Annotated in this window: 16 protein-coding genes and 1 pseudogene; 6 read left to right on the top strand and 11 right to left on the bottom strand. The window is 58.1% G+C overall.

Annotated elements, in window-relative coordinates:
• The 4 genes and pseudogenes from PH605_RS23970 to PH605_RS23955 all read left to right on the top strand — a co-directional run.
• A pseudogene (locus PH605_RS23970) lies at positions 1-263 on the top strand (ParA family protein); the annotation flags it as partial.
• A complete protein-coding gene (locus PH605_RS23965; protein WP_142846524.1) occupies positions 260-586 on the top strand; it encodes a stability/partitioning determinant in 327 nt (108 codons plus the stop codon). The pseudogene PH605_RS23970 and the gene PH605_RS23965, both read left to right, overlap by 4 nt.
• Positions 587-638: 52 nt before the next feature.
• Entirely contained in the window at positions 639-1,013 is a 375-nt protein-coding gene (locus PH605_RS23960) for a type II toxin-antitoxin system RelE/ParE family toxin (RefSeq protein ID WP_097143448.1), read from the top strand.
• Positions 1,006-1,323: a helix-turn-helix domain-containing protein gene (locus tag PH605_RS23955; protein ID WP_142846504.1), complete on the top strand. Its 318-nt coding sequence runs from the start codon at positions 1,006-1,008 to the stop codon at positions 1,321-1,323. The genes PH605_RS23960 and PH605_RS23955 overlap by 8 nt, the downstream gene beginning before the upstream one ends.
• A 125-nt stretch (positions 1,324-1,448) precedes the next feature.
• On the opposite strand, the gene PH605_RS23950 is transcribed toward PH605_RS23955, so the two are convergent.
• The 6 genes from PH605_RS23950 to PH605_RS23925 all read right to left on the bottom strand — a co-directional run bounded on the left by PH605_RS23950 (position 1,449) and on the right by PH605_RS23925 (position 5,179).
• The gene (locus tag PH605_RS23950; protein ID WP_237680970.1) at positions 1,449-1,823 is read right to left on the bottom strand and encodes a hypothetical protein; all 375 of its coding nucleotides are present in this window, start codon (positions 1,821-1,823) and stop codon (positions 1,449-1,451) included.
• The gene (locus PH605_RS23945; protein ID WP_142846505.1) at positions 1,820-3,493 is read right to left on the bottom strand and encodes a type IV secretory system conjugative DNA transfer family protein; all 1,674 of its coding nucleotides are present in this window, start codon (positions 3,491-3,493) and stop codon (positions 1,820-1,822) included. Before PH605_RS23945 ends, PH605_RS23950 begins: the two co-directional genes overlap by 4 nt.
• A gap of 82 nt (positions 3,494-3,575) precedes the next feature.
• Positions 3,576-3,866 carry a mobilization protein gene (locus PH605_RS23940; RefSeq protein ID WP_142846506.1) on the bottom strand — a complete coding sequence of 97 codons (291 nt, stop codon included), beginning with the start codon at positions 3,864-3,866 and terminating at the stop codon, positions 3,576-3,578.
• 52 nt (positions 3,867-3,918) lie between these two features.
• Positions 3,919-4,167 (bottom strand): hypothetical protein, encoded by a 249-nt coding sequence (locus PH605_RS23935; RefSeq protein WP_142846507.1) that lies wholly within the window; start codon positions 4,165-4,167, stop codon positions 3,919-3,921.
• Entirely contained in the window at positions 4,160-4,987 is an 828-nt protein-coding gene (locus PH605_RS23930) for an NYN domain-containing protein (protein ID WP_142846508.1), read from the bottom strand. The genes PH605_RS23935 and PH605_RS23930 overlap by 8 nt, the downstream gene beginning before the upstream one ends.
• An 18-nt stretch (positions 4,988-5,005) precedes the next feature.
• Complete coding sequence (locus PH605_RS23925; RefSeq protein WP_161988015.1) at positions 5,006-5,179, bottom strand: hypothetical protein; 174 nt, start codon at positions 5,177-5,179, stop codon at positions 5,006-5,008.
• 244 nt (positions 5,180-5,423) lie between these two features.
• On the opposite strand from PH605_RS23925, the gene traA reads away from it, so the two are divergent.
• Positions 5,424-9,074, top strand: coding sequence for a Ti-type conjugative transfer relaxase TraA (traA, locus tag PH605_RS23920; RefSeq protein ID WP_142846509.1), 3,651 nt, complete (start codon positions 5,424-5,426; stop codon positions 9,072-9,074).
• Between the two features lie 16 nt (positions 9,075-9,090).
• A complete protein-coding gene (locus PH605_RS23915; RefSeq protein WP_142846510.1) occupies positions 9,091-9,861 on the top strand; it encodes a DUF6118 family protein in 771 nt (256 codons plus the stop codon).
• A gap of 26 nt (positions 9,862-9,887) precedes the next feature.
• Here the strand turns inward: PH605_RS23915 and PH605_RS23910 are convergent, their stop codons facing one another.
• From PH605_RS23910 to PH605_RS23890, 5 genes are read right to left on the bottom strand one after another with little or no spacing between them, the layout of a single operon-like run.
• Positions 9,888-12,662 carry a DEAD/DEAH box helicase gene (locus PH605_RS23910; protein ID WP_142846511.1) on the bottom strand — a complete coding sequence of 925 codons (2,775 nt, stop codon included), beginning with the start codon at positions 12,660-12,662 and terminating at the stop codon, positions 9,888-9,890.
• Between the two features lie 9 nt (positions 12,663-12,671).
• The gene (locus PH605_RS23905; protein ID WP_142846512.1) at positions 12,672-13,169 is read right to left on the bottom strand and encodes a hypothetical protein; all 498 of its coding nucleotides are present in this window, start codon (positions 13,167-13,169) and stop codon (positions 12,672-12,674) included.
• A complete protein-coding gene (locus PH605_RS23900) occupies positions 13,166-16,387 on the bottom strand; it encodes a DUF1156 domain-containing protein (protein WP_142846513.1) in 3,222 nt (1,073 codons plus the stop codon). Before PH605_RS23900 ends, PH605_RS23905 begins: the two co-directional genes overlap by 4 nt.
• Positions 16,388-16,399: 12 nt before the next feature.
• Positions 16,400-17,389 (bottom strand): hypothetical protein, encoded by a 990-nt coding sequence (locus PH605_RS23895; RefSeq protein ID WP_142846514.1) that lies wholly within the window; start codon positions 17,387-17,389, stop codon positions 16,400-16,402.
• Positions 17,389-20,130: a DUF499 domain-containing protein gene (locus PH605_RS23890; protein ID WP_142846515.1), complete on the bottom strand. Its 2,742-nt coding sequence runs from the start codon at positions 20,128-20,130 to the stop codon at positions 17,389-17,391. Before PH605_RS23890 ends, PH605_RS23895 begins: the two co-directional genes overlap by 1 nt.
• Positions 20,131-20,132: the final 2 nt, after the last annotated feature.

Raw genomic sequence — 20,132 nt, 5'->3', positions numbered from 1 at the left:
CTTACAGGGTGTTCTTTACACGCGTCCCGCCAGCTATTCGCGAGCGGACCGCTCGCGACATCGATCGACAGTTTTCCGACGCGGCAATACCGGTCTTGCCTGCAACTCTGGTCGATCGCGCCGCTTACCGTGCACTGTTTTCTCTCGGTGGAATACTTCACGATTTGGAAGCGTCCGACGTTTCGGGATTGCAGAGTGCCAAGGAAAATAGCCGTGATTTTGCCCAGGCTGTTATCAACGCTTTGAGAGGAGAGGGAGCATGAGCACTGACGATAAGAAGCGCGCGACCCTCGATTTCGGGGATCTGGACAACACGCCAGCGCCGCCAGTCGATAACAATGCCGTTAAGGCCGCGACCAGAGCCGCGGGGTTTAGAGAAACACCCAAGGCTTCCAGTTCTGAAGCTGCCCCTTCCATTCGGACCATGCGCAGAACGCGTCGGAAAACGGGACGTACAGAGCAATTCGCGACTCGCCTTCGCGCAGAAACTATCGAAGCGATTTACAACTATGCGGATCAGCACGAGATCACGCTGGCAGAAACCATTGAGCGAGCAGTTGAAGCTCTCAAAAGAGAGGCGGAATGAAGCTCTTGAAGGGTAACGCTCAGCGTTATATATTTGTGGGTAAGGAAACGGCGTGAGAGTTTTCAAAAACGGCTGGTTTCAGAAATTTGCTCGAAAGGAGAAAATCTCCGACGCCATGCTTTGTGAGGCTGTTGCGCGCGCCGAACGCGGTCAGATCGATGCCGATCTGGGGTCCGGTCTCATCAAGCAGAGGCTTGCCCGGCCTGGTGCGGGAAAGTCTGGTGGATTCCGGACGTTGGTTTTCTTCCGAACGCAGCAGAGGGCTGTTTTTGCATTTGGCTTTGCCAAGAGCGACATGGCCAATCTTGATGATGCCGATGAGGCTTATCTGAAAAAGGCCGCGAAGCTGGTTCTAGGATTTACAGATGAACAGATGGACGCGGAAATCGCTGCGGGGCGTATGTTAGAGGTGAAATGCGATGAGTAAGACCTACAAAAGTGAGGCATTGGCAGCCGTCCATGAGATGATGGAAGGTTTCTACGAGTCTGGAGCGATCGACAAAAAGACGATGCGCGAATTTGATGAAGGCTGCCTGACAACCGTGGAGCCCCTGACTCCTGAAGAAATTCGCACTATCCGTGAGCGTGAAAGCATTTCGCAGCCCGTTTTTGCCCGCTATCTCAACGTCAGCAAGGGGTTGGTTTCGGATTGGGAGCGTGGTGTTAAGAGGCCGAGCGGCCCGGCGCTCCGCTTGTTGACGGTTGTCCGGAACAAGGGCTTACAGGCTATTGCCTGATTGTGCGGCGGTAGCCGCACCAAGCCCGGAGGTGAACGCTCTTATCAAAATTGGGCGGTAGAGAGCCGGAGGGCTTTTCATGACAATGCCCCGGCGCTGAAACGCCGGGACCTTATTCTTGGTCTTCAATGTACTGTCGGCTTTGATGCAGAGAGCATTTTGACCGCCATTTTCACGACTTTCCGAAACTTTCGCCAATCCGGCAAATTCTGCTCATTTACCCTTTCCTGAAGGGCAGACAGCACCCAGCCGACACATGCACTATCATCTACTGCTCGATAGGCATCAGAGCGTGCGAAGCACGCAGTGATACGGGGGCGTGGATTGCCGTTGTCTTTAGGGATGGTGGTGATTAGCTCCTGCGCTTCGCTGTAGGCATTGGCAATATGCTGAAGCCGGGCCGGATCACTTTGCTCTATCATGCCAAAAGTCCATTCCAGCGTTTTGAACATGGCTCTGGCTTCTTGAATTGCTTCTTCGCCAAATTCTTCTTCACTCATGCTGGGTCGAACGCTCCTGTGAACTCCGGATCTACATGATAGGCGAGCTTTCCGGCGACGATTGGCCGTTGGCCGGCGAGGAACAGCAGTTCGAGATTTGACGGCAGATTACGAACCTCGTCCGGGGTCATCAGGGCGCGGGCGATATGCTGGTCGCCAAGCGTCATACCGGTCTGGCCGCTTTCTTGCGCATCGAGGGCGTAACTCATGGTCTGGAATATGACAGTTTCCTGCCCGAGCAGATCGGAGATCAGCTTCGCGCTCTCGTGATCGTTGACGCCGAATATCTGAAGAACGCCGGCGTTCGAGAGGAATGTTCCTGCCTTGCGTCCATATGTGGCGCGCAGCTGGTGAATGTCCTGGAGGATAGGCCAAAGCTGGACGCCGTAGCCGGCCATAAGGCCCATGGCGCGTTCGACGGGGGCGAGGTGGCCCAGCGCTGCGAACTCATCCAGCAGATAGAGAACGGGTGTTTCCGGCTTTTGCGGATCGCGAGCCATTTCGAGGAGGCTCTGGGTGACGAGCAGACGCAGCCAGCGCGAATAGGTGGAGAGCCGGTCCGGTGGCAACACGAGGAACACGGTCGCATTGCGGCGCTTGAGATCGGAAAAGCGGAAATCCGATCGTCCGAGCACAGTCGTCATGCGTGGCGAGTCGAGAAAATGGGTATGGCGCTGGGCGGCCGACAGCACGCCGGCGGCCTCGCGATCGGATTTGCCGAGATGACGATTTGCGGCGCGGGCAATCAGGCCGCCAGCCGCGTTGGTCTCCTGCATACGCTTCAGCAGGGCGGCGAAACTGTCAGGAGCGACGGTGAGATATTCGCGCAGAGTGCCGAGATGACGGCGGCCCGGAGATTCGACCGCGGCGATCTTGAGCAGCAGTCCTGATATCAGGGCCTTGGCTTCCTCGTTCCAGTGGGCTTCGCCGCCCATGCCGGGTTCATCGAAGACCAGGGCGTCGGCAAGGGTGCTTGCGTCTTCCGCGACATCGAGGCCGGTCACGTCGAGCTGATCGAGAGGATTGAAGGCGGCGGACGGTTTGCCGGTGACGCCAAAGGGATCAAGAATATGAACCGGGCCGAAGGCTTCCCGGGCGCGGCCGGCGATCCTGGCATTCTCGCCTTTTGGGTCGATGCAGATGACAGATCGGTCAGCGGTGAGCAGGTTCGGGATGATGGTGCCCACACCTTTGCCGGTGCGCGTCGGGGCCATGGTGAGCAGATGAGCGGGACCATCATAGCGCATGAGTTTTTTCGACCTCGGATCGCGGCCGATAAGAAGGCCCGTGTCTGCGCGGGCGAGGGGCGCCATTTCCTTGTTAGTGGCGAAACGGGCCGAACCATGGGTGGCGCCGGCCTCGTCCCCGAAATGCAGGATGATCGGGGCGCTGAGCGACACGAAGGCGACGGCCAGCAGGATGAGCAGCGTCACCAGCCACCATGCCGCGACAGGTACAGAGCCAACGCCATAGCCGATCTCCCGAAGCAGGGCCTGGCCGCCTATGCCGACGACAAATACGACGATAGCGAGGAGAAGGGCCGTCTGGGCGAGCGCCCTGAAGGCGCGGAAGGGCCCGAGAATGATGGAGACAACTGCCCAGAGAGGATTGCGTGCGGCGGCGCGTAGCATGTTCCGGAACGCGGACCATGCCGCTTTCGCATAGATCATATCATCTTCCTCCGGTCAGCGATGCGTAAGGATGCAGCGTCCCGGCTGCCCTGCGAGAAAGTCCTGATCGAGCTGGAAGATATCAGTGTGCATTGTTGCTGCCCTCCGTTGCTGCTGGCTTCAGCAGATCGTCGAACAGGGCCTTGTCATTGTCGCGTGTGAGGAAGTCGGGAAGCTCGCGGCGCAACCAGTCCCTGAGGCGTTTTGTGAACTCGGGATCGTTCGTGGTCTCGAGGCGATGGAGGACGAGCGCGCCGAGCAGCACCTTGCGCCTGGTGTCGTTGGCGCGCTCCTGTTTTCCGAGTCTCGCCTTCAGCGCAGAGCGCTGCGCGTCCAGTTCTGCCAGACGCTGTTCGATCGATTTGCGTGCCATGAGGTCTCCTGCTGAATTCCGTGGTGTTCGAAGGGTAAGGCGAAACGCCCCTTCATGTTTCTCCGGATTGGTTGAGTGTGAACTTCTTTCCGCCGGGATGCTCGCCGCGATAGGCGAGGATGGTTCGGCCATCGAGATCCTGGATTTCGACATAGGCGCTATCCGGATTGGTGCGGATGAGCTTTGCCGCCATTTCAACGAAATCAGGATTGGCTTGCTGATCGCAAATGACACTGAGTTTTTTACCGTCTCCCGTCATCGTGCTCTCGCAGAGATCTGCCGACGGATGATTGTCATTCATCGCCGCCTGATCCCTTCTTCTTGCCGGGGTGAGTGGCCTTGAGCTTGACCATGACGACTTTCGGATGGTCTGCATCGCGCCCAACATCGAGAATGCCGGATGCTTCGGCGAGGTCGCTCAGTCGAGCGAAACCGTAATTGCGGGCGTCGAAATCCGGAGCTTGTTTAGCCAGATGCCCACCGACCCTGCCCAGGTGCGCGCGTCCATCCTCTTCGGCAGTGGCGATCACCGCTTTCCTCAACATATCGAGAGCGGCACGATCGAGCGCTGGTTTTTTCTCGGCCGGCTTGGCGACCGGCGGTGCGACTTCAGCGGCGGCGGCCTGCTTTCGGGCGTTGGGTTCCACGACGCCGGCCACGTCGGTATCCGTGGCCGATGTATTGTTCAGCACGTCGAAATAAACGAACTTGTCGCAGGCCGTAATGAAGGGGCGCGGCGTCTTTCGTTCCCCGAAGCCATAGACCGTCACGCCCTGTTCGCGCAGCCTCGCTGCCAGTCTGGCGAAATCACTGTCGCTTGAGACGATGCAGAAGCCTGAGAAGCGACCTGTGTAAAGCAGGTCCATGGCGTCGATAATCATCGCGCCATCGGTGGCGTTCTTACCCGTTGTATAGGCGAACTGCTGGACCGGCTGAATGGAGTGTTCCAGCAGGCATTCTTTCCAGCCTTTGAGATTTGGGCCTGTCCAATCGCCGTAGATGCGCTTGACGCTGGCAACACCATAGTTCGCGATCTCGGCCAGCAAGCCTGTGACGATTTTTGGAGATGCGTTGTCGCCATCAATCAGGAGAGCCAGAGTGGCGGTGGTTTCCGTCGCCATGATCATTTCTCCCGATGATTACGTTTCGGTCTTGGTTAGGGACCGCTCGTGACGCTCAGGAGCTTCCGTCATATCCTCCGGTAGAGTTTTTGCCTCCTCGCCGTTCGAGGCATTCGGTTTAGTCCGTTTGATCGTCAGTCCGCCATTGAGCGCCGCCGCTGCGCTGTGTAGTTCATCGCGTTCGTCTGTCACGATCTATCTCCCTCTGATCGTTGTCACGAGGCTTCATCTTACTTGTGGTTGCCGGTTGTTCAACCTTCTGTCGAAATTTTTCCTGAATATCCAGTCATCATTATTGGCGTTTACGGTGCGTCTTGCGCGACACTGTTGAACGGAGTAGCGTAGCGGATAAGTTCATAAGGGCGCATATACGGGTTGCGATGCAACCCATGCGGCGATACTGTGATGTTTCGCGAGGGAAAGGGAGAAACGGTCTTTGGCGATCTTCTATTGCCAAATGTCTATTGTCTCTCGTGGTTCCGGCCGTAGTGCTGTTGCCGCGTCCGCCTATCGTGCCGCCGAGACCCTGACCAATGAACGCGATGGCCTTGTTCACAAATATGAGAACCGGCAGGGCGTCGAGCATTCCGAGATCGTGTTGCCTGAAGGTGTCAATGCCGAATGGGCGAATGACCGGTCGGTCCTGTGGAATGCCGCCGAGCGTGCCGAGAAACGCAGCGATGCACGGGTGGCGCGGGAATTAGTCATCGCGCTTCCACATGAACTTTCCGAGGAAGGGCGCTTGGCGCTGACACGGGAGTTCTCTCAGGATCTGGCGAACCGATATGGCGCAGCGGTGGATTTTGCGATCCACGCCCCGCATCCGCAAGGCGACGTTCGCAATCATCATGCACATGTGTTGATGACGACGCGGCAGGTCGGGGAGGAGGGTCTTGGACAGAAGACCTATCTGGAACTTGCGAACAAGGAGCTTTTGCCGAAGGGCTTGCCATCAACGCAGATGCAGCTTGTCGATATCAGGCAGTCCTGGGAGGGATTGGCGAATGAGCGGCTGGCGCTTGAGGGGCATGATATTCGCATCGATCATCGTTCGCACTCGGAGCGCGGGCTTGAGATCGAGCCGACCGAGCATGTAGGTGTGCGGGCGACAAACATTCAGCGGCGTGGTGGTGCGGTTGATCGAGCGCGTATGGATGCTGAAGCGGCGCAACGTAACGCTGACCTGATCCGGGAAAAGCCGGAGCAGGTTCTGACGCTGATCAGCAATGAGAAAAGCGTGTTCGACCGGCATGACATTGCGAAGGCGCTCCATCGCTATATCAATGACGATGTGCAGGCGTATCAGAATGCGTTTGCGTCGGTGATGGCTTCGCCTGCGCTGGCCGAGTTACGGCCGGAGCGTCTTGATGAACAGACCGGCGAAGTTTTGCCCGCGAAGTACTCCACCCGCGAATTGGTCGACCTCGAACGCGGCATGGCGCTGTCGGCGGAGCGGTTGGCCGAGGTGCGAAGTCATGGTGTCGATCGGGGGCATGTCGATCGCGCCATGGAGCGGCAGGACGATGCAATCCGGCGCAGCTCGGGCGACGCTATGGCGGGGCTTTCCGACGAGCAACGGTCTGCGATCGAGCATATTACCGGGCCGGAACGGATATCGGCTGTGGTCGGGTTCGCGGGTGCGGGCAAATCCACCATGCTTGCGGCCGCGCGCGAGGCGTGGGAGACGCAGGGGTATCAGGTGCATGGCGCGGCGCTCTCCGGAAAGGCGGCCGAGGGGTTGGAGGAAAGCTCCGGCATCGAGAGCCGGACGCTGGCGTCATGGTCACGAAGTTGGGAGAACGACAGAAATACACTCGGTCGCTGCGATGTGTTTGTCATCGATGAGGCGGGCATGGTGGGAAGCCGTCAGCTCGCCGGATTCATCCATGAGGCCGAGCAGCGCGGGGCGAAGATCGTTCTTGTCGGAGACCATGAGCAGCTGCAGGCGATCGGGGCCGGCGCGCCCTTCCGCGCCATTGCCGAACAGATCGGCCATGCCGAACTTTCCGACATTCGCCGCCAGCGTGAAGACTGGCAGCGTGAGGCGTCGGTTTCCTTTGCAACCCACAAGACGGCTGAAGGCCTGGCTGCATACCGGGACCATGGCGATATTCACCTTGCTGCCACCGGCGAGGAGGCGCGCAACGAGATCGTGCGTGATTATCTGGCCGATCGTGACGAGCGCCCTGACGGCACGCGCGTTGCCATGGCGCATCGTCGTGTCGATGTCCGGGCGATCAATGACGGGATCCGTGCTGCGCTTCAGGAGCGGGGCGAGCTGGCGCAGGTCGAGCCGGCCGGCGGACCTGGTGATGGCCGGGAGCAGGATCGGACTCGGGCACTCACCTATCAGACCAATGACGGCAACCGGGACTTTGCCGAGGGCGACCGGATCGTGTTCCTTGAGAATGATCGCGATCTTGGTGTGAAAAACGGCATGCTTGGAAGCGTGCTCGCCGTCGAGCGGGACGCGATACAAGTTCAACTCGACGGGAGATCGGCGGAGGGGCCTGATATCGTCAATGTGCCGATGAATAGTTACCAAGCTATTGACCACGGCTATGCGACGACGATCCATAAAAATCAGGGGGCGACGGTGGATCGTGCCTTTGTGCTGGCGTCCGGCACGATGGACCGGCATCTGACCTATGTCGCCATGACCCGGCATCGCGATGGGGCGCAGCTCTATGCCGGCACTGACGAGTTCACGGACAGGAAGGCGGGCAAGCTGGTGGAGCACGGCGCAGCGCCCTTCGAGCACCGGGAAGGTAACAGCCAGAGCTATTTCGTGACGCTGGAAAACGCTAAAGGCGAGCGGCAGACGACATGGGGCGTCGATCTTGGGCGAGCCATGAAAGACGCCGCGCCGGAAATCGGGGCGAGGATCGGCCTTCAGCATACGGGCGCTGAGCCGGTCCGGCTTCCGGACGGGCAAATGGTCGAACGCAACAGCTGGAATGTTCAGGATGCGGGCGAACTGGCCTATGCTCAACTCGAAAGCCGCCTGTCGCGTTCCGGCGTGAAGGAAAGCACGCTGGATTACACGCGCGACTTTGCCGAGCGGCGCGGGATGGCGGCAGGGTTTGGGGTCAAAAGCGAGATTGATCTGTCATCTGCCGAGAAAAGCGTTCGCCAAACGACCGGTCCAGACCACGTTCCACAAAAAGCCGGCGCTCATCGCGGCCAGGATTTCCATGTCGATCGTGGCAAGGATCCTGCTGCCGATCCTGGCGTGTCTTCCCCGCAGGCCAGTCCCCGGCGCAGCATGTTCGACGGCCTGAAGTTGTCACGCGGCGGCTCTGGCATCAAACCGACGCAGGGGCATGTCGCGATGGCTGACGAAAAAACGCAGCAGAACGCCGAAAAGGGGACGGAGAAGGTCGAGACGCAGCGCGGCCCGCAACGCAGCATGTTCGACGGGTTGAAGCTGAAGGCTTCGCGTGATCCTTCCTCACGCGAACAGAAGCCGGAAAAGGCGAGCTTACGGCTTTATCCAGAGCGAGAGGAGCAGACCCCGAAGGCTCCCGACAACCAGGCCGAGATGAAGCAGGCCGTCGATCAGTATGCGCGGGCCTATGGCTCGATCCAGCGTCAGGAGCAGGAAAAGCTTCCGGTTCTCGATAGCCAGAGGCAGGCGCTGCAGAATGCCGGTGATAAACTCGACCGCCTCGAGGCGGGCTCGAGCGAGATCCTGTCTTCCGCTCTTAAGCATGATCCTCACACCGTCCGCGCTATGACAGAGCGTTCAGGTGGGGAGCGTACGTCGGCGCTTATGGAGGGAATGGAGCGGGAAAAGCTCCAGCAGCAGGATCCGAATGTTCGCGCCGGACGCTTCGTCAAGGAATGGCAGGGGCTGTCGCAAACCCGCGAAAACAACGGCGGCTGGATGCCGTCCGAGATCGCGGCCCGCAAAGAAGCTGAGGGGCAGATGCGTGATCTGGTGCAGAAACTCGACAAGGACCCGGCGATGAAAGAGGCCCTTCGCACCAATCACAGCAAGGAGCTGGATGTTCGCCGGCAACAGGACCTGTCCAAAGAGCTTGGACAGAAGATCGAGCGCGGCCCTTCGCTCGGATTAGGCATGTAAATGACAGGCAGGCAATATGAGTGACGAACAGCGGAACGATCTGGGCGAAGACAAGGGCGGGACTGAACACGATCTCGTGGCGCACGAGAATGATGCTGGCGATCCGGCCGCAGCCTTCCATGCATTACGCGAGGCCGTTGAAGCCTGTGGCGAGGGACACTCCGCAGACCTGGTGGAGCTTCGTCAGGACCTGGTTCTTGCGCTGGAACAGCTCCGGGATGCCGTCATGGAGCTTGATCCCTCGCAGGAGGTTGGCAAAATCGTTCAGGCGTTCTCGGAGGTTGAGGAGCGGCTTGAAAGTATCGAGACATCCCCTCTGCTCAAACATGGCGCCGACCACTATGCGCGGACGATCGAGCGCAGCGGCGAGAGCCTGGTGCGGAACGCCGTCGATCGGCTTGACCGCAGCTCCGGCGATCTGGAGCGCATCACCCGTCAGCTGACCGGCCATGTGGAGAGCGCACGTGGCCGGCGCCAGCAGGACAGATCCGTGCTGGTGGCAGGCGGGATTGGCGTGGTGCTCGGCATGGTCGCCATTCTCATCTTGCCTTGGGTGATGCCTGCGACCATCGGCATGACGATTGCCGCGACCAGCATGAACGCCGATCGCTGGGATGCGGGCATGGCCCTCATGAAATCCGCCGATCCGCATACATGGAATGCGTTCGTCGAGGCTCATCAGCTCGTGCGCGGAAACGCGCCAGCGATTGCCGATTGCAAAGCGGTCGCGGCCAAGTCCGGCAAAGAGCAGAAGTGTGCCGTTATCGTGCCAGTGCCGGAAAGCTAGACTTGCCGATGCAAAAGCTCTCCTCTCTAGAGGCTGGGAGTTATTTCAACATATCCGATCAGTTCGGATGAATAACTGCCGTCGCCGTTCGCTGCCCCTTTGTGCTTTAGTTCCCGCTGAAGGGATGGTTCTACGGCTCGGCTGAACAAATCCGCACGCTGCTCCGGTTGGAAGATGGGCGAAGCTGCGGGAGCATGAAGATATTTATCGCAAAGGCGTTCGATCGCAGGCAATCGCGTTCCGTCTGAGTTAACGGCAATTGGCTGCACGACCACGCGGCGTTCACCATTTCCAGCGGACGTCTCAACTATCCACAGCGATAGCAGCACTGGCCCTTCGACATCGCCCGATACGGCAATGCCGATTTCTTCCGGTGGTACATTACGCCAACGCCCCAACTCCGCCTGCACTAACGGATGGTCCATCCCCATAAGTTGCAAATCATCCCGATTTGTTGCGGCCTCACGATTCAGGGTGAAACGGGCGCGGCGGGTGCCCTCAGAGGTGACGAGATCGTATGTACTATTATCTACTTTCAAAAGCTTCTGTTGGCGGTCGGCGACTGCTTCAGCGAAGAAACGCAATAGCCTATCCAGACTGGAAGAGACATCCGAGAAGGGCTTGTAGTCATCCAAGCTGAAACCGTCGAGGTCCTGAAAAAGATCGAAGACAACTTGCCTTGCTTCACGAGAATTGGAGAGTGCGGCTTCTAGTTCGACTTCGGTTCGTTTCAATTCTGGATCAGAGAGTGCCTCTTGATACAGGCGATCGTAGTTCAACCGCTCAGATAATTGCCCAAGAATCTGTGCCCGCAAATCCTCAGCAACGTTGCCCTGCTCGTCGACCTTGCCCACTGTCCGGGCGATTTCGGTCAGCTTCTCGTCCAGCAGCAGGAAGATGCGCCCCTCAATTGTGTCAGACAGAACGAGATTATAAACCTGTGCCGTGTGACTCTGTCCATACCGGTGGATGCGCCCGATGCGCTGTTCCATGTCCATGGGGTTCCACGGCAAGTCGAAGTTAAACAGGATACGCGCGAATTGTAGGTTGATACCTTCACGGCCTGCTGCTGTGCAGACTAGCACGCGAGGTCCATCCTTTTGGCGGAAACGACGTTCCGCCGCCGCTTTGGCCCCATGATCTCCTCCGCGTAGCACCACAACGCCCTGACCGGGGAAGGTCCGCTCGATTTCGCGGGAGATCATGTCCACCGTACCAAGATAGGTGGCGAAGATCACGATCTTCTCGTTCTGGTTCTGTCGCCAAAGCGTCCCTAAGCCATCGAGCAGCTTCTGCATTTTAGTTTCACGCTGAGACGGAAACACGCCCAGAAGATCGCCAATACGCAGACGCTCTTCTGGCAGGTGCAGATTGACAACCGCGGAAGCGGCCTCTTCTGCGTGCGAGGCTAAATATTCGCTGTCATAGGGATCAGAAGCCATCTCCAAAGCCTCCTCGTCCAGCTTCTTGACCAGCCTATATTTCAAATCGGCCAGCACGCGATCCACCTCGCTGCGCCCAATGCTGTCGCGCGGCAAATTGAATTCCTGGTGGATCAGTTCCCGCGCCTCCTCTGTCAGCCGCTCCCGGCCTTCGATGTCCAATTCCTTGTCACGCAGCAACGCCTCATGCAGCGTAAGCATCAACAAGCGGCGCTTTAGCGTGCGGCGCACGGCCGCAAAGCTTGACGCGGCGATCTTCTGGAAGATCGCCATCAGAAACCCAAGTGCCCGCCCCTGGTTGCCCTGACGGCGCGCGAGATCGAATCCGTCCTCTAGGTACTCGCGCAGCTTTTCGTAAAATAGGCGCTCTTCCTGCGCCATGATGAAGGATTCAGTATGGACCCAACGCCGAGCGAACAATGGTGAGCCGTCCGGTTGGCAAGCGTCGGCTTTGGTACGACGGAACATCACTGTGTTGAGCCGGTGGCGGTTGTCCACCATCTCTTCGGGGCTGCGGAACAACGTCGGATTCAGCAACTGCGCCAGCATCCAGAACTGGAAATGGTTGCCTTGGTGCGGTGTGGCCGAGAGCAGAAGCAGATCGCGCGAATGATCCTTCAACGCCTCCGCCAGCTTATAATTCTCCGTCTTCCGAACCTTGCCCCCAGTACGGTAGGCAGTCAGGTGGTGCGCTTCGTCGAACACCACCAAATCCCATCGCGGCGCATCTAGTAGCCGCTTGATGCGCGCCGGTCGCTTCAATGTGTCAATGCTGGCAATTAGCCTATCGTGCTTTGCAAAAGCGTTGGTCTTGCGATCAGTTATATCGCCCTCGGAGCCGAACACCTCGAAATCGAGATTGAACACCTCGTTCAGTTCACGGTGCCAGTTATTTATGAGGCCGGCGGGCACGACCATCAAAGCGCGGTTTAATTCGCCCCGACTGGCAAGCTCGCGTAGGATCAGTGCGGTTTCGATGGTTTTACCCAACCCCACCTCGTCGGCGATTAGATAACGCCGAGGTGAGGCCGTGGCGATGCGGTGAGTGAGGACAACCTGGTGCGGTAGGAGGTCGATCTTGGCTGAGGTGAGAGCTGAGGCGCTTTCCATCACAGGAAGTGCGTGCGCTTCGTAAGATAGCCACGCCTTGCGACCGCGCTCCGTGCTGCCCTCCACCGCCCGCAGGATGCGTTCGGTGCGCGTTAGTTCATGCCGCAGTGAAGCGATCGGGACACGGCGTTCGCCGACACTGAAGAAGGCCCGCAGATAGCCATCATGAGCCTGTTCAAGAACGACGCCCTGACCATGCTCGTGATGAGTGATCCGCTCACCAGGCTGGAAATAAACCTCTGCCGTCACGCCACCACCTCACGTTATCCGCAGATGGAACAAACCTGCCGGCTTTCCGCCATCGCGAAGTAATATCTCCTGCGGATATTCGTTTGCCTGTCCCCACAGGACGCGGCCGAAGTCGATATGATGGCCATGAGGCGCATGGCACAACCAGCTCACCTCATCGGTGGCTGCCTGCGCTCTGATGCGGTTGTGGCCGCCAGGCAACCAGAAGGCCAGTGCGGCGTCACCTTCGAACTCGTCCTGAAAGGAAAGGATCGCCGGTTTAATTGCATCGCCCAGCCATGCTTCGGCATCCGCAGGCGTAAGCAAGTCGAGGCTGCCATCCAGCCCCGCAACCACCAGCGTCTTGCCTCCATTGCTCGGCAAATCGACCGGCCAGTTGCCAACCGCTCGCAGAAATTGCCGCAGGCTCCAGACCTCCTCGGCCGCGCAAATCTGGTTGCGGGCTTCCTCGTCCCACACCCAACTAGCGCCGCGCCGCTGCCATACCGTGTCCAGCACTTGCCTCATTGCGCATAATCCTCGTCGTCACCGAACAGAGACGCCTGAATAGGTTGAGGTGCTTGACTGGATTGCCAGGTCTTGTAGATCGACACTGCCCGTGAGGCTGCGTTGCGGGTGGCCTGGTCGGGGCCATTCCGGTGAAGCCATTCCAGAAGCGGTCGCAACGCGACGTGCGGCTTGAAATTTTCATTCCTCAGCGTGTCTGAGGCGTTGATTCCGCTGTTGTCGAAGCACGCGCCGATGAGCACCAGCGCCTGATCCATATCGGAGGTCAGGCGGCGGCGGTGCTTGCCCGACCATTCTCGCGCGAACTCCAGCGGATCGGCTCGGGTGAAAATCCTGTTCTTCTCTGCGCACCAGCCGCGCTGCACAAACTCGTCTGGCGTGGTGATCGATCCCTTCAGGAACTTCTGCAGCTGATCGCGCTGGAGAGCGACCGCGCTCCCGAATGTACGGAGGAACTGGCGCGTAATCGGCTCCGCGTTGACTGGCGACGGTTCCTTGCCCTTATCGGCGTCCTCGTCGATTAGCTGATTGATGCCGACCAGGGCCTCCCTGACCCCTATTGTACGCTCTTCATCGACATAGACCTTGCCGTAATGGCGCGAGAAATATTCTAGTGCCTTGCCGCGCCGAATGACTTGAAGATCTGCAGCAGGCAAACCCTCTTTGGCGTGGTTTTCCAGCATGGCCTGCAACTGGCGCACATCGCCCATCACCTCACGCCGCATACGGCCCCAGCTTACTGGTTTGGGCTCCTCCGTGCGTTTGCGGCAGACGTGGATGATGTCGTACTCAATTGTTTTTGACCCAAACTCGCCATCGCCCTTGGTTTCGTCGGATCGGATCGGATAGGTTGCTTCGAGGTAATAGCCCGCCTCGAACAGGGACTCCAGCACCGCGACCCATGGCTCGTCCTCGCTGTGGTGGAAGGTGAAGGCGAGGATGCCGCTGGGCTTAAGCGCACGATGAGCCTCGCGCCAGCATTGCGTGAGCAAACGCCGGTAAAAGCCATCAGGATCCTCCGGTTCGCGTGCGCGGTTGGCGACCGCTTCCAGAGACTTCGGGGTATATTCGGAATGGAAGTAGCCAGGATAATTGTCTTTGAGCGCAAGACGCAGCCAAACGTAGAAAAAATCCGATAGCTCTGAATAGTGCAGTAGACCCCCAAAAGGTGGATCAGTAATCACTAGATCGAGGCTGGCGGTGGCAATGCGCGTGAGATCAGTTGACGACTCGCAAATAACGTCAGCGTCTGCAGTGCGATCTCCTGGGAATACCTTTTCGCTCTTACCGGAAATCTGGGATGCTAACTGAGAGTGGCTCCTTTCTAGAGTCGTTTTCGAGACTATTTCCCAAGGATTGGCCTTCCAGCTAAGCCCATCCTCCAACCAATTACGGATAGCATTGAACCCACCAGCACCGACAGCGCTGAACAAACTCCCTTCAACGGGTGTATTTTTGGGATGATAGTTATTGTTAGAGAAATGTGGGATGAGCTTGTCGTAATCCGCCTGGTAAAAGGCAAACGAACAGTGATAACGTATCGCTTGAACGTATGTTCCAAGTATAGCCTCAACAACCTCTCGATTAAACCCTTGCTGCGACGCCTCAATTAGGGCCTTAAAGACAAGCGCATGAACTAGTAGCTGGCGCGGATTGAACATGGTCCACCAGTGGGTGAACCCATAGTTTTCACGGATATCGCTATTGGCTATCACCGTCATAAATCCATAGGGGACTTCAGAGCGCGGCCAGTAATCCTTTAGGTCGGTATCCTTGCGTTCCTCCCATTCTGCGAATGCGGCATCGAATTGACGGGCATGCGCTGCATTGTAGGCAGTAAAGAAGCGACCGCCGTAGGACCTATCTGCGGCATCGCTCTTGGGCACGTAGCCCTGCACCGCATAGGCTGCCATTTGCCCACTTTTTTTGGTGGCTTTTATTGAGTTCATTACGTCCTGCACCGTTCCGCAGGCCGCGCAGGTAAAGTTAGAGCGCTTCGGAACTGTCCCTTTTTCTGAAGAAAACGTAACGTTCGTTTCTGGGCAGGTCACTTTATCCGGCAAAGCACCGCGTACTTCCAACAAGCGAATCTTTGCGGCGCGTGCCTGGTCCCAGCGCGTGGTCGCGGCCACATTGTCTTGCGCTGAGCCGCCGTAGGGCTGGCCGCTCGCATCCTGTTTCGCTTCGCCGGCCAGCCATTGCGGGTGCACCAGCAAGCTAAGTTCCACCTTCTTGTTCTTGCCCTTGCCGAGCTTGACCATCTCCACGTGGCCGCAGTGCGGGCATACTACGCGCTTCTTTGGATCAAGCACGGAGTACGGCGTCTCGCCGGGGGCAACATATAGCGGCACGTCGGGCGCCATCCGTGCGGCGTTTTCCTCGGCATGGAAGTAAGTACCACACTCGCGGCAGCTGTGTTCCCAATGTTTGACGCTAAGCGTCTTCACTGCCATCACCGGATTAGTCATGATCGGTGTGCGATGGCCGCAGCCCGTCACCTGACATGGCCCATGCTTGTCCCAGAAGGTGTAGATAGCCTCCGGGCCTTCGTATTTATAGTCCTTGCGCTCATAGTGGGGGATCGAGAGCGGGTCAAAATCGGCAGGCATCGACTTATTGGTCGGCAGATGTGTCCACGTTCCCTTTTCACCTTCCGGACCGTCGCAATAATAGTACGGCATGATCTGCGGCTTAACTTCGGCCTCGATGAAGTCGAGGAGCTTCTTCACGTCCTCCAGATCGACGTCGGCCAGTTCTTGCTTGACCACGAACCATGCCACCGGATTCAGGTCATTGCCGACCATCTGCATCCCGAGGCGCGAACCTTCCACCAGCGTCGTGCCGCCCCCCATGAAGATGTCGGCGACCTTGAGGTCCTTGAACGCCCCCTTCTTCCGGTGATTGGCGTAATAGTTGTCCCATACCAGTTTGGCCGCGTGGGAAGGATCTTCCGGCGCCTTGGTCGCCGCAGCGATCAGCATCGAGCGGAACACGCTGGAGCGCCGCCGCGCCCACCACTTCGACATCTGGTAAATCGGCTTGCCCGCGTTGCCTTCAATCACCGCTACCTGGTTGACCGGCAAAATCGGGAAATCGACCTCCAGGCAGGTTTTGGGGCGGTTGGGGTCGTTGAAGTCAACGGTTTCAAGCGCAACAGCCTTGCCTGCGCTGACTGCCCTGGCGATCTCTTGTGCAACTATTTCTTTCTTGGTGGCCATTAGCCATTATCCTTACTTGGTCAGCTCGACAAAGGGTGACAACACCTCCAACAGCGATAGCCCCCCATGCGTAAGCGTCGGGTAGCCGCCGGGGCTGCGCCATTTTCTGCGGCCCAACGCCAATAGGTGCGCACCGTGCGGGCTGTTGATCTGCAGCGCTACGGGCGGCACGAAGGGGCCGGTATCACCTGCACCAACCTGGCTGCGCCCACTAGAAAAGGTCTGTTTGAGAAACTGACCGACCTCGCCGTCCGCATCTGGGAAGTATCCCGTAGCGGCATAGCCGTGGTCGGAGGTGATAACCAGCCGCCGTCCGGTGGCAAGGCGTTCTACAAACGCCCAGAAATCATCGCTAGTTAGCTGCTCGGCAACATTTCGCGTTAATGGTTCCAGCCCTTGTCCGGCGCCCGAGCCATCGTGCAGCTTGGCATCGGGCCAATGGTGCCAGAAAATTTGATTGGGTGCGTTGCCGATCAAGGCCTCGCAGTCCTTCCAAGGCAGATCGACGGTTTCCGTCTGCGCCGGTTGCAGCCGATGAGCCAGACCGCCGCCATTATTTTGGAGCTTGCTGCGGCTGCCGAAACCGAGGGCACGTGCGAATTGGTCGGTTTCGCTCGGCAGTTCGGAACCGTTGGCGCTAACCTCATGAAGAGTAAAGCCGCGCTCGTTGGCCCCTTGTAATAGCCACGGTAGTTCACGCAGCGAAAGTCCATCAAGAATAAGCAGCGCCTTGGCGCTGAAAGGTTCCGCCCACCAGCGCCCCAATCGATCCGAAGTCCGTTCGACGCTTCCGCCGAAGGCTCGCCACAAATCCCAAGCACTGGATGACAGGAACAGATCCAACTCACCGATTTCGCGGTCGCGCCTGACGACCTCGCTCGCCGCATTGGCTACGGCCAGGGGCTTTGATGCCACCTGGACCACGTGGTTAACAATGACCCGCCAAGCATCGGTTTCCGTGCCTTGCTCAAGAGTGTGCAGTGTGCTGACAGGCAGGGCCATTAATCGCCTTCCTTTTCAAGGTTCAGCTCAAAGGTCATGCCGTCCGGCAGCTTCCTGAGCAATTCCTTGAGCTGCGCGCCGGTGGCGGCCGACACCTTGATTGACACATCGGCAACGCGGGTGGCTGGTCCGATGCCCCAACTTTCAATCCTGCCGATCAGGTTTAAGGGCGAGGTGGCTGGATTGGTGAGCGGGATGCGCGATGGAGCGGTGGTGCCGCCGCCTCCAAAGATACCGCCCGGCGCAGGATTAGGAATAGAACTGGTTCCATCGTCTCCCGGAATCGGTGATGTGGGAGGTGTCGGCACAGCAGTACCGTCGCCACCGAAAAGCCCACCTTCTACTGTCGTGGGTGGCGGTGACTGAGTAGCTCCGCCCGTTACGGAAACGGCGGAGGGCAACATCACGAACACATCGTCGAGATGGCGCCCCGTAAGTGAGAGCTTGGGGCGTAGGCGTCGCCATGCCGTATCCTCATCCTCGCCCAGATGGGTTTGCAGATACTCCATCCCGCGCACGTTGAGAGCGATCTTGCCTCTGGCACACAAGCGCAATAGGCGCTCTTTCATCGCAGTTTCGCCTAGCCACGGAATACAGTCTTGGCCAGCGGGACGCGGCTCTTGAAGCTCGCGCAGCAGCTTACCGACCGCCTCGTTATTGTTGGCGAACTCGACTACCAACTCCTCGAAATCCTCGGGTACAAAGAGATCGCTGGTCAACGACTCTTCGATTGCCTCGGGAATTTGCGACCCTTGTTTGTCGAGGCGCTCGACACTGAATTTGCATTGTGCCGGGTCGGAAAAATTCCAGCGCGACAGGATTGCGAAGCGATCAAACCGCTTCTTGAGATTGTCGCGAAGGGTGCTCTCAAATTCCTTATGCAGCTTCTTATACTCAAGGTTTTGGCTACTCCACTCCTGCGCCTTCATTTCGGCCCGGGCAAGAATAAGCAGGTCGCGGTCCAGAAAAGCATTTGTGCTGCCTGCACGTGGCAACAGGAAACGGACGGTGTTACGGCGCTTCTGCAATTGGTCCTTGAGCCAACGGCCCAATGTGGCATCGAGTTTGTCCGGTTCCTCGGGCAGCACAAGAATAGGAAGTCGATCATCCCATTTGTCGGGATGATCGGCATCGTCGAGCAGAGGCCACGGATCATTGGCCCAGGTCCTCGGCAGAGCGATCACGCGAAAAGTCTTGGCAACCTCGTCGCTGCCGGCAATGACATAACGGATCTGCTTTGCGAGCTGCGCTTGATCGGCCCCATCAGCGAACAGTTTGTCGTTTCGCGCATACGCGATCAGTTTGGCGCGGGGGTTTTCTTCCTCTCGGAACAGCAGTTTGGTGCCTTCCTGGTGGATGTTGAAACTGTTCTCAACGATGGTCGCCAGCTCGACGTGGAAGGCATTGTCATCCACCGGCCTGTTGCGAGTGATGTCCAGTTGCAGCGTGGCCGGCTCCGCTCCGGCAAGGTTGCCTACGGCAATTGAGCGTAGCCATAACGCGCCGACGATCTCTTGAAGATGCGGTGTGACTCTGGCGTGATCATGCCTCGCTTCCGTCACAGAGATAATGTTTTGCTGTGCCTTCTCGCGAAGCGTTCGGTGATGTTGGTTGGCGACAGCTTCTAGCAAAGCGCCGATGCCTGAAGAATCATCATCCAGCCGGAAATCGGCGGCGGTGAGCAGTGGGGTATTTTCGCCACGACTCTTGAATAGGTTCGCCAAGATGCGGATCAGATCGCGCGTTTCCTGCGCGTCGGTAGCGATAAGCACCTGCTCTTCGAGCAAGCGCAGCAGGTGCGGTGCGTAGGGCCACGATTCAGTGAATTCCTGACGTTTGCGGTCCTGCTCGGCCGGTGGTACGTCAAGAAGACGGAAAGACTCGGAAACGTGCTGCGCGACGAGCGCTTCAATGGTGCCATTGGCGATCTGAAGACGATTGTCGAACAAGCGGTGCAGCAGCATCCGGCGACGATCCTGCTGGATGCGTTCTGCGCTACCGCCTGCTTTGAAATCGATAGCTACAGGGTTTACACGATGTACCTGTTGATATGCGTCACTGCCGCCATTCCGCACCGAAATTACCAGAACCAAGAGGTCAGGGCGTTCTTTAGCAATCTCGGAAAGGATCTGGATAAAGTTGAACGCCCAATGCTTCCAAGGATATTGCTTGGTATTCGTCAGACCATCGTACCATGTCTGAAATTCGTCCAGAAGCAGCATCGTAGGATTGCGCTCCAGTAGCTCCATAATGAGCTTATCGGATGGAATTTCGGTCTTTGATGTTCCCTGACCCTCCCATTTGCCCTTGATAAAAGAGCCATGGGGATGGTTGTCGAACAAAACGTCCCATAAAAACTTGTAGCGTTGACGGTGCAGGCTTTCTCCTATGACGTGCATCCCGTCACGTAGCGCGATGCTGCCGATGTTCGGATCAGCCAGCCTCATGGCCCACTGTCTGAGCCATGCCCCTGTTGATGTAGGATCAGTTACCGCATGATAGAGCGCTGCCATCAAGTGCGATTTGCCGAGGCCGCGATCCCCAATAACGACTACAGGGCGACCTTGGTTGGGCCCTACCGCTTCAATCCCTTTGAGTAGGTCATGTGTGGGATAAGTGATTTCGAGAAACTGCTCAGCAGCGATCTGGGTTGCCCCCGTTTTCTGATCATTTGACAGTTCGATGGCTGTGCCTTTAAGGCGCTTCCCCCGAAATTCCTCTCTTAAAGTTAGTCCTAACACGA

Origin of the sequence: Agrobacterium sp. CFBP 3001 (assembly GCF_027871605.1) — a bacterium.
Lineage (GTDB): Bacteria > Pseudomonadota > Alphaproteobacteria > Rhizobiales > Rhizobiaceae > Agrobacterium > Agrobacterium leguminum.
This window is presented reverse-complemented; position numbering and strand designations above follow the sequence as displayed.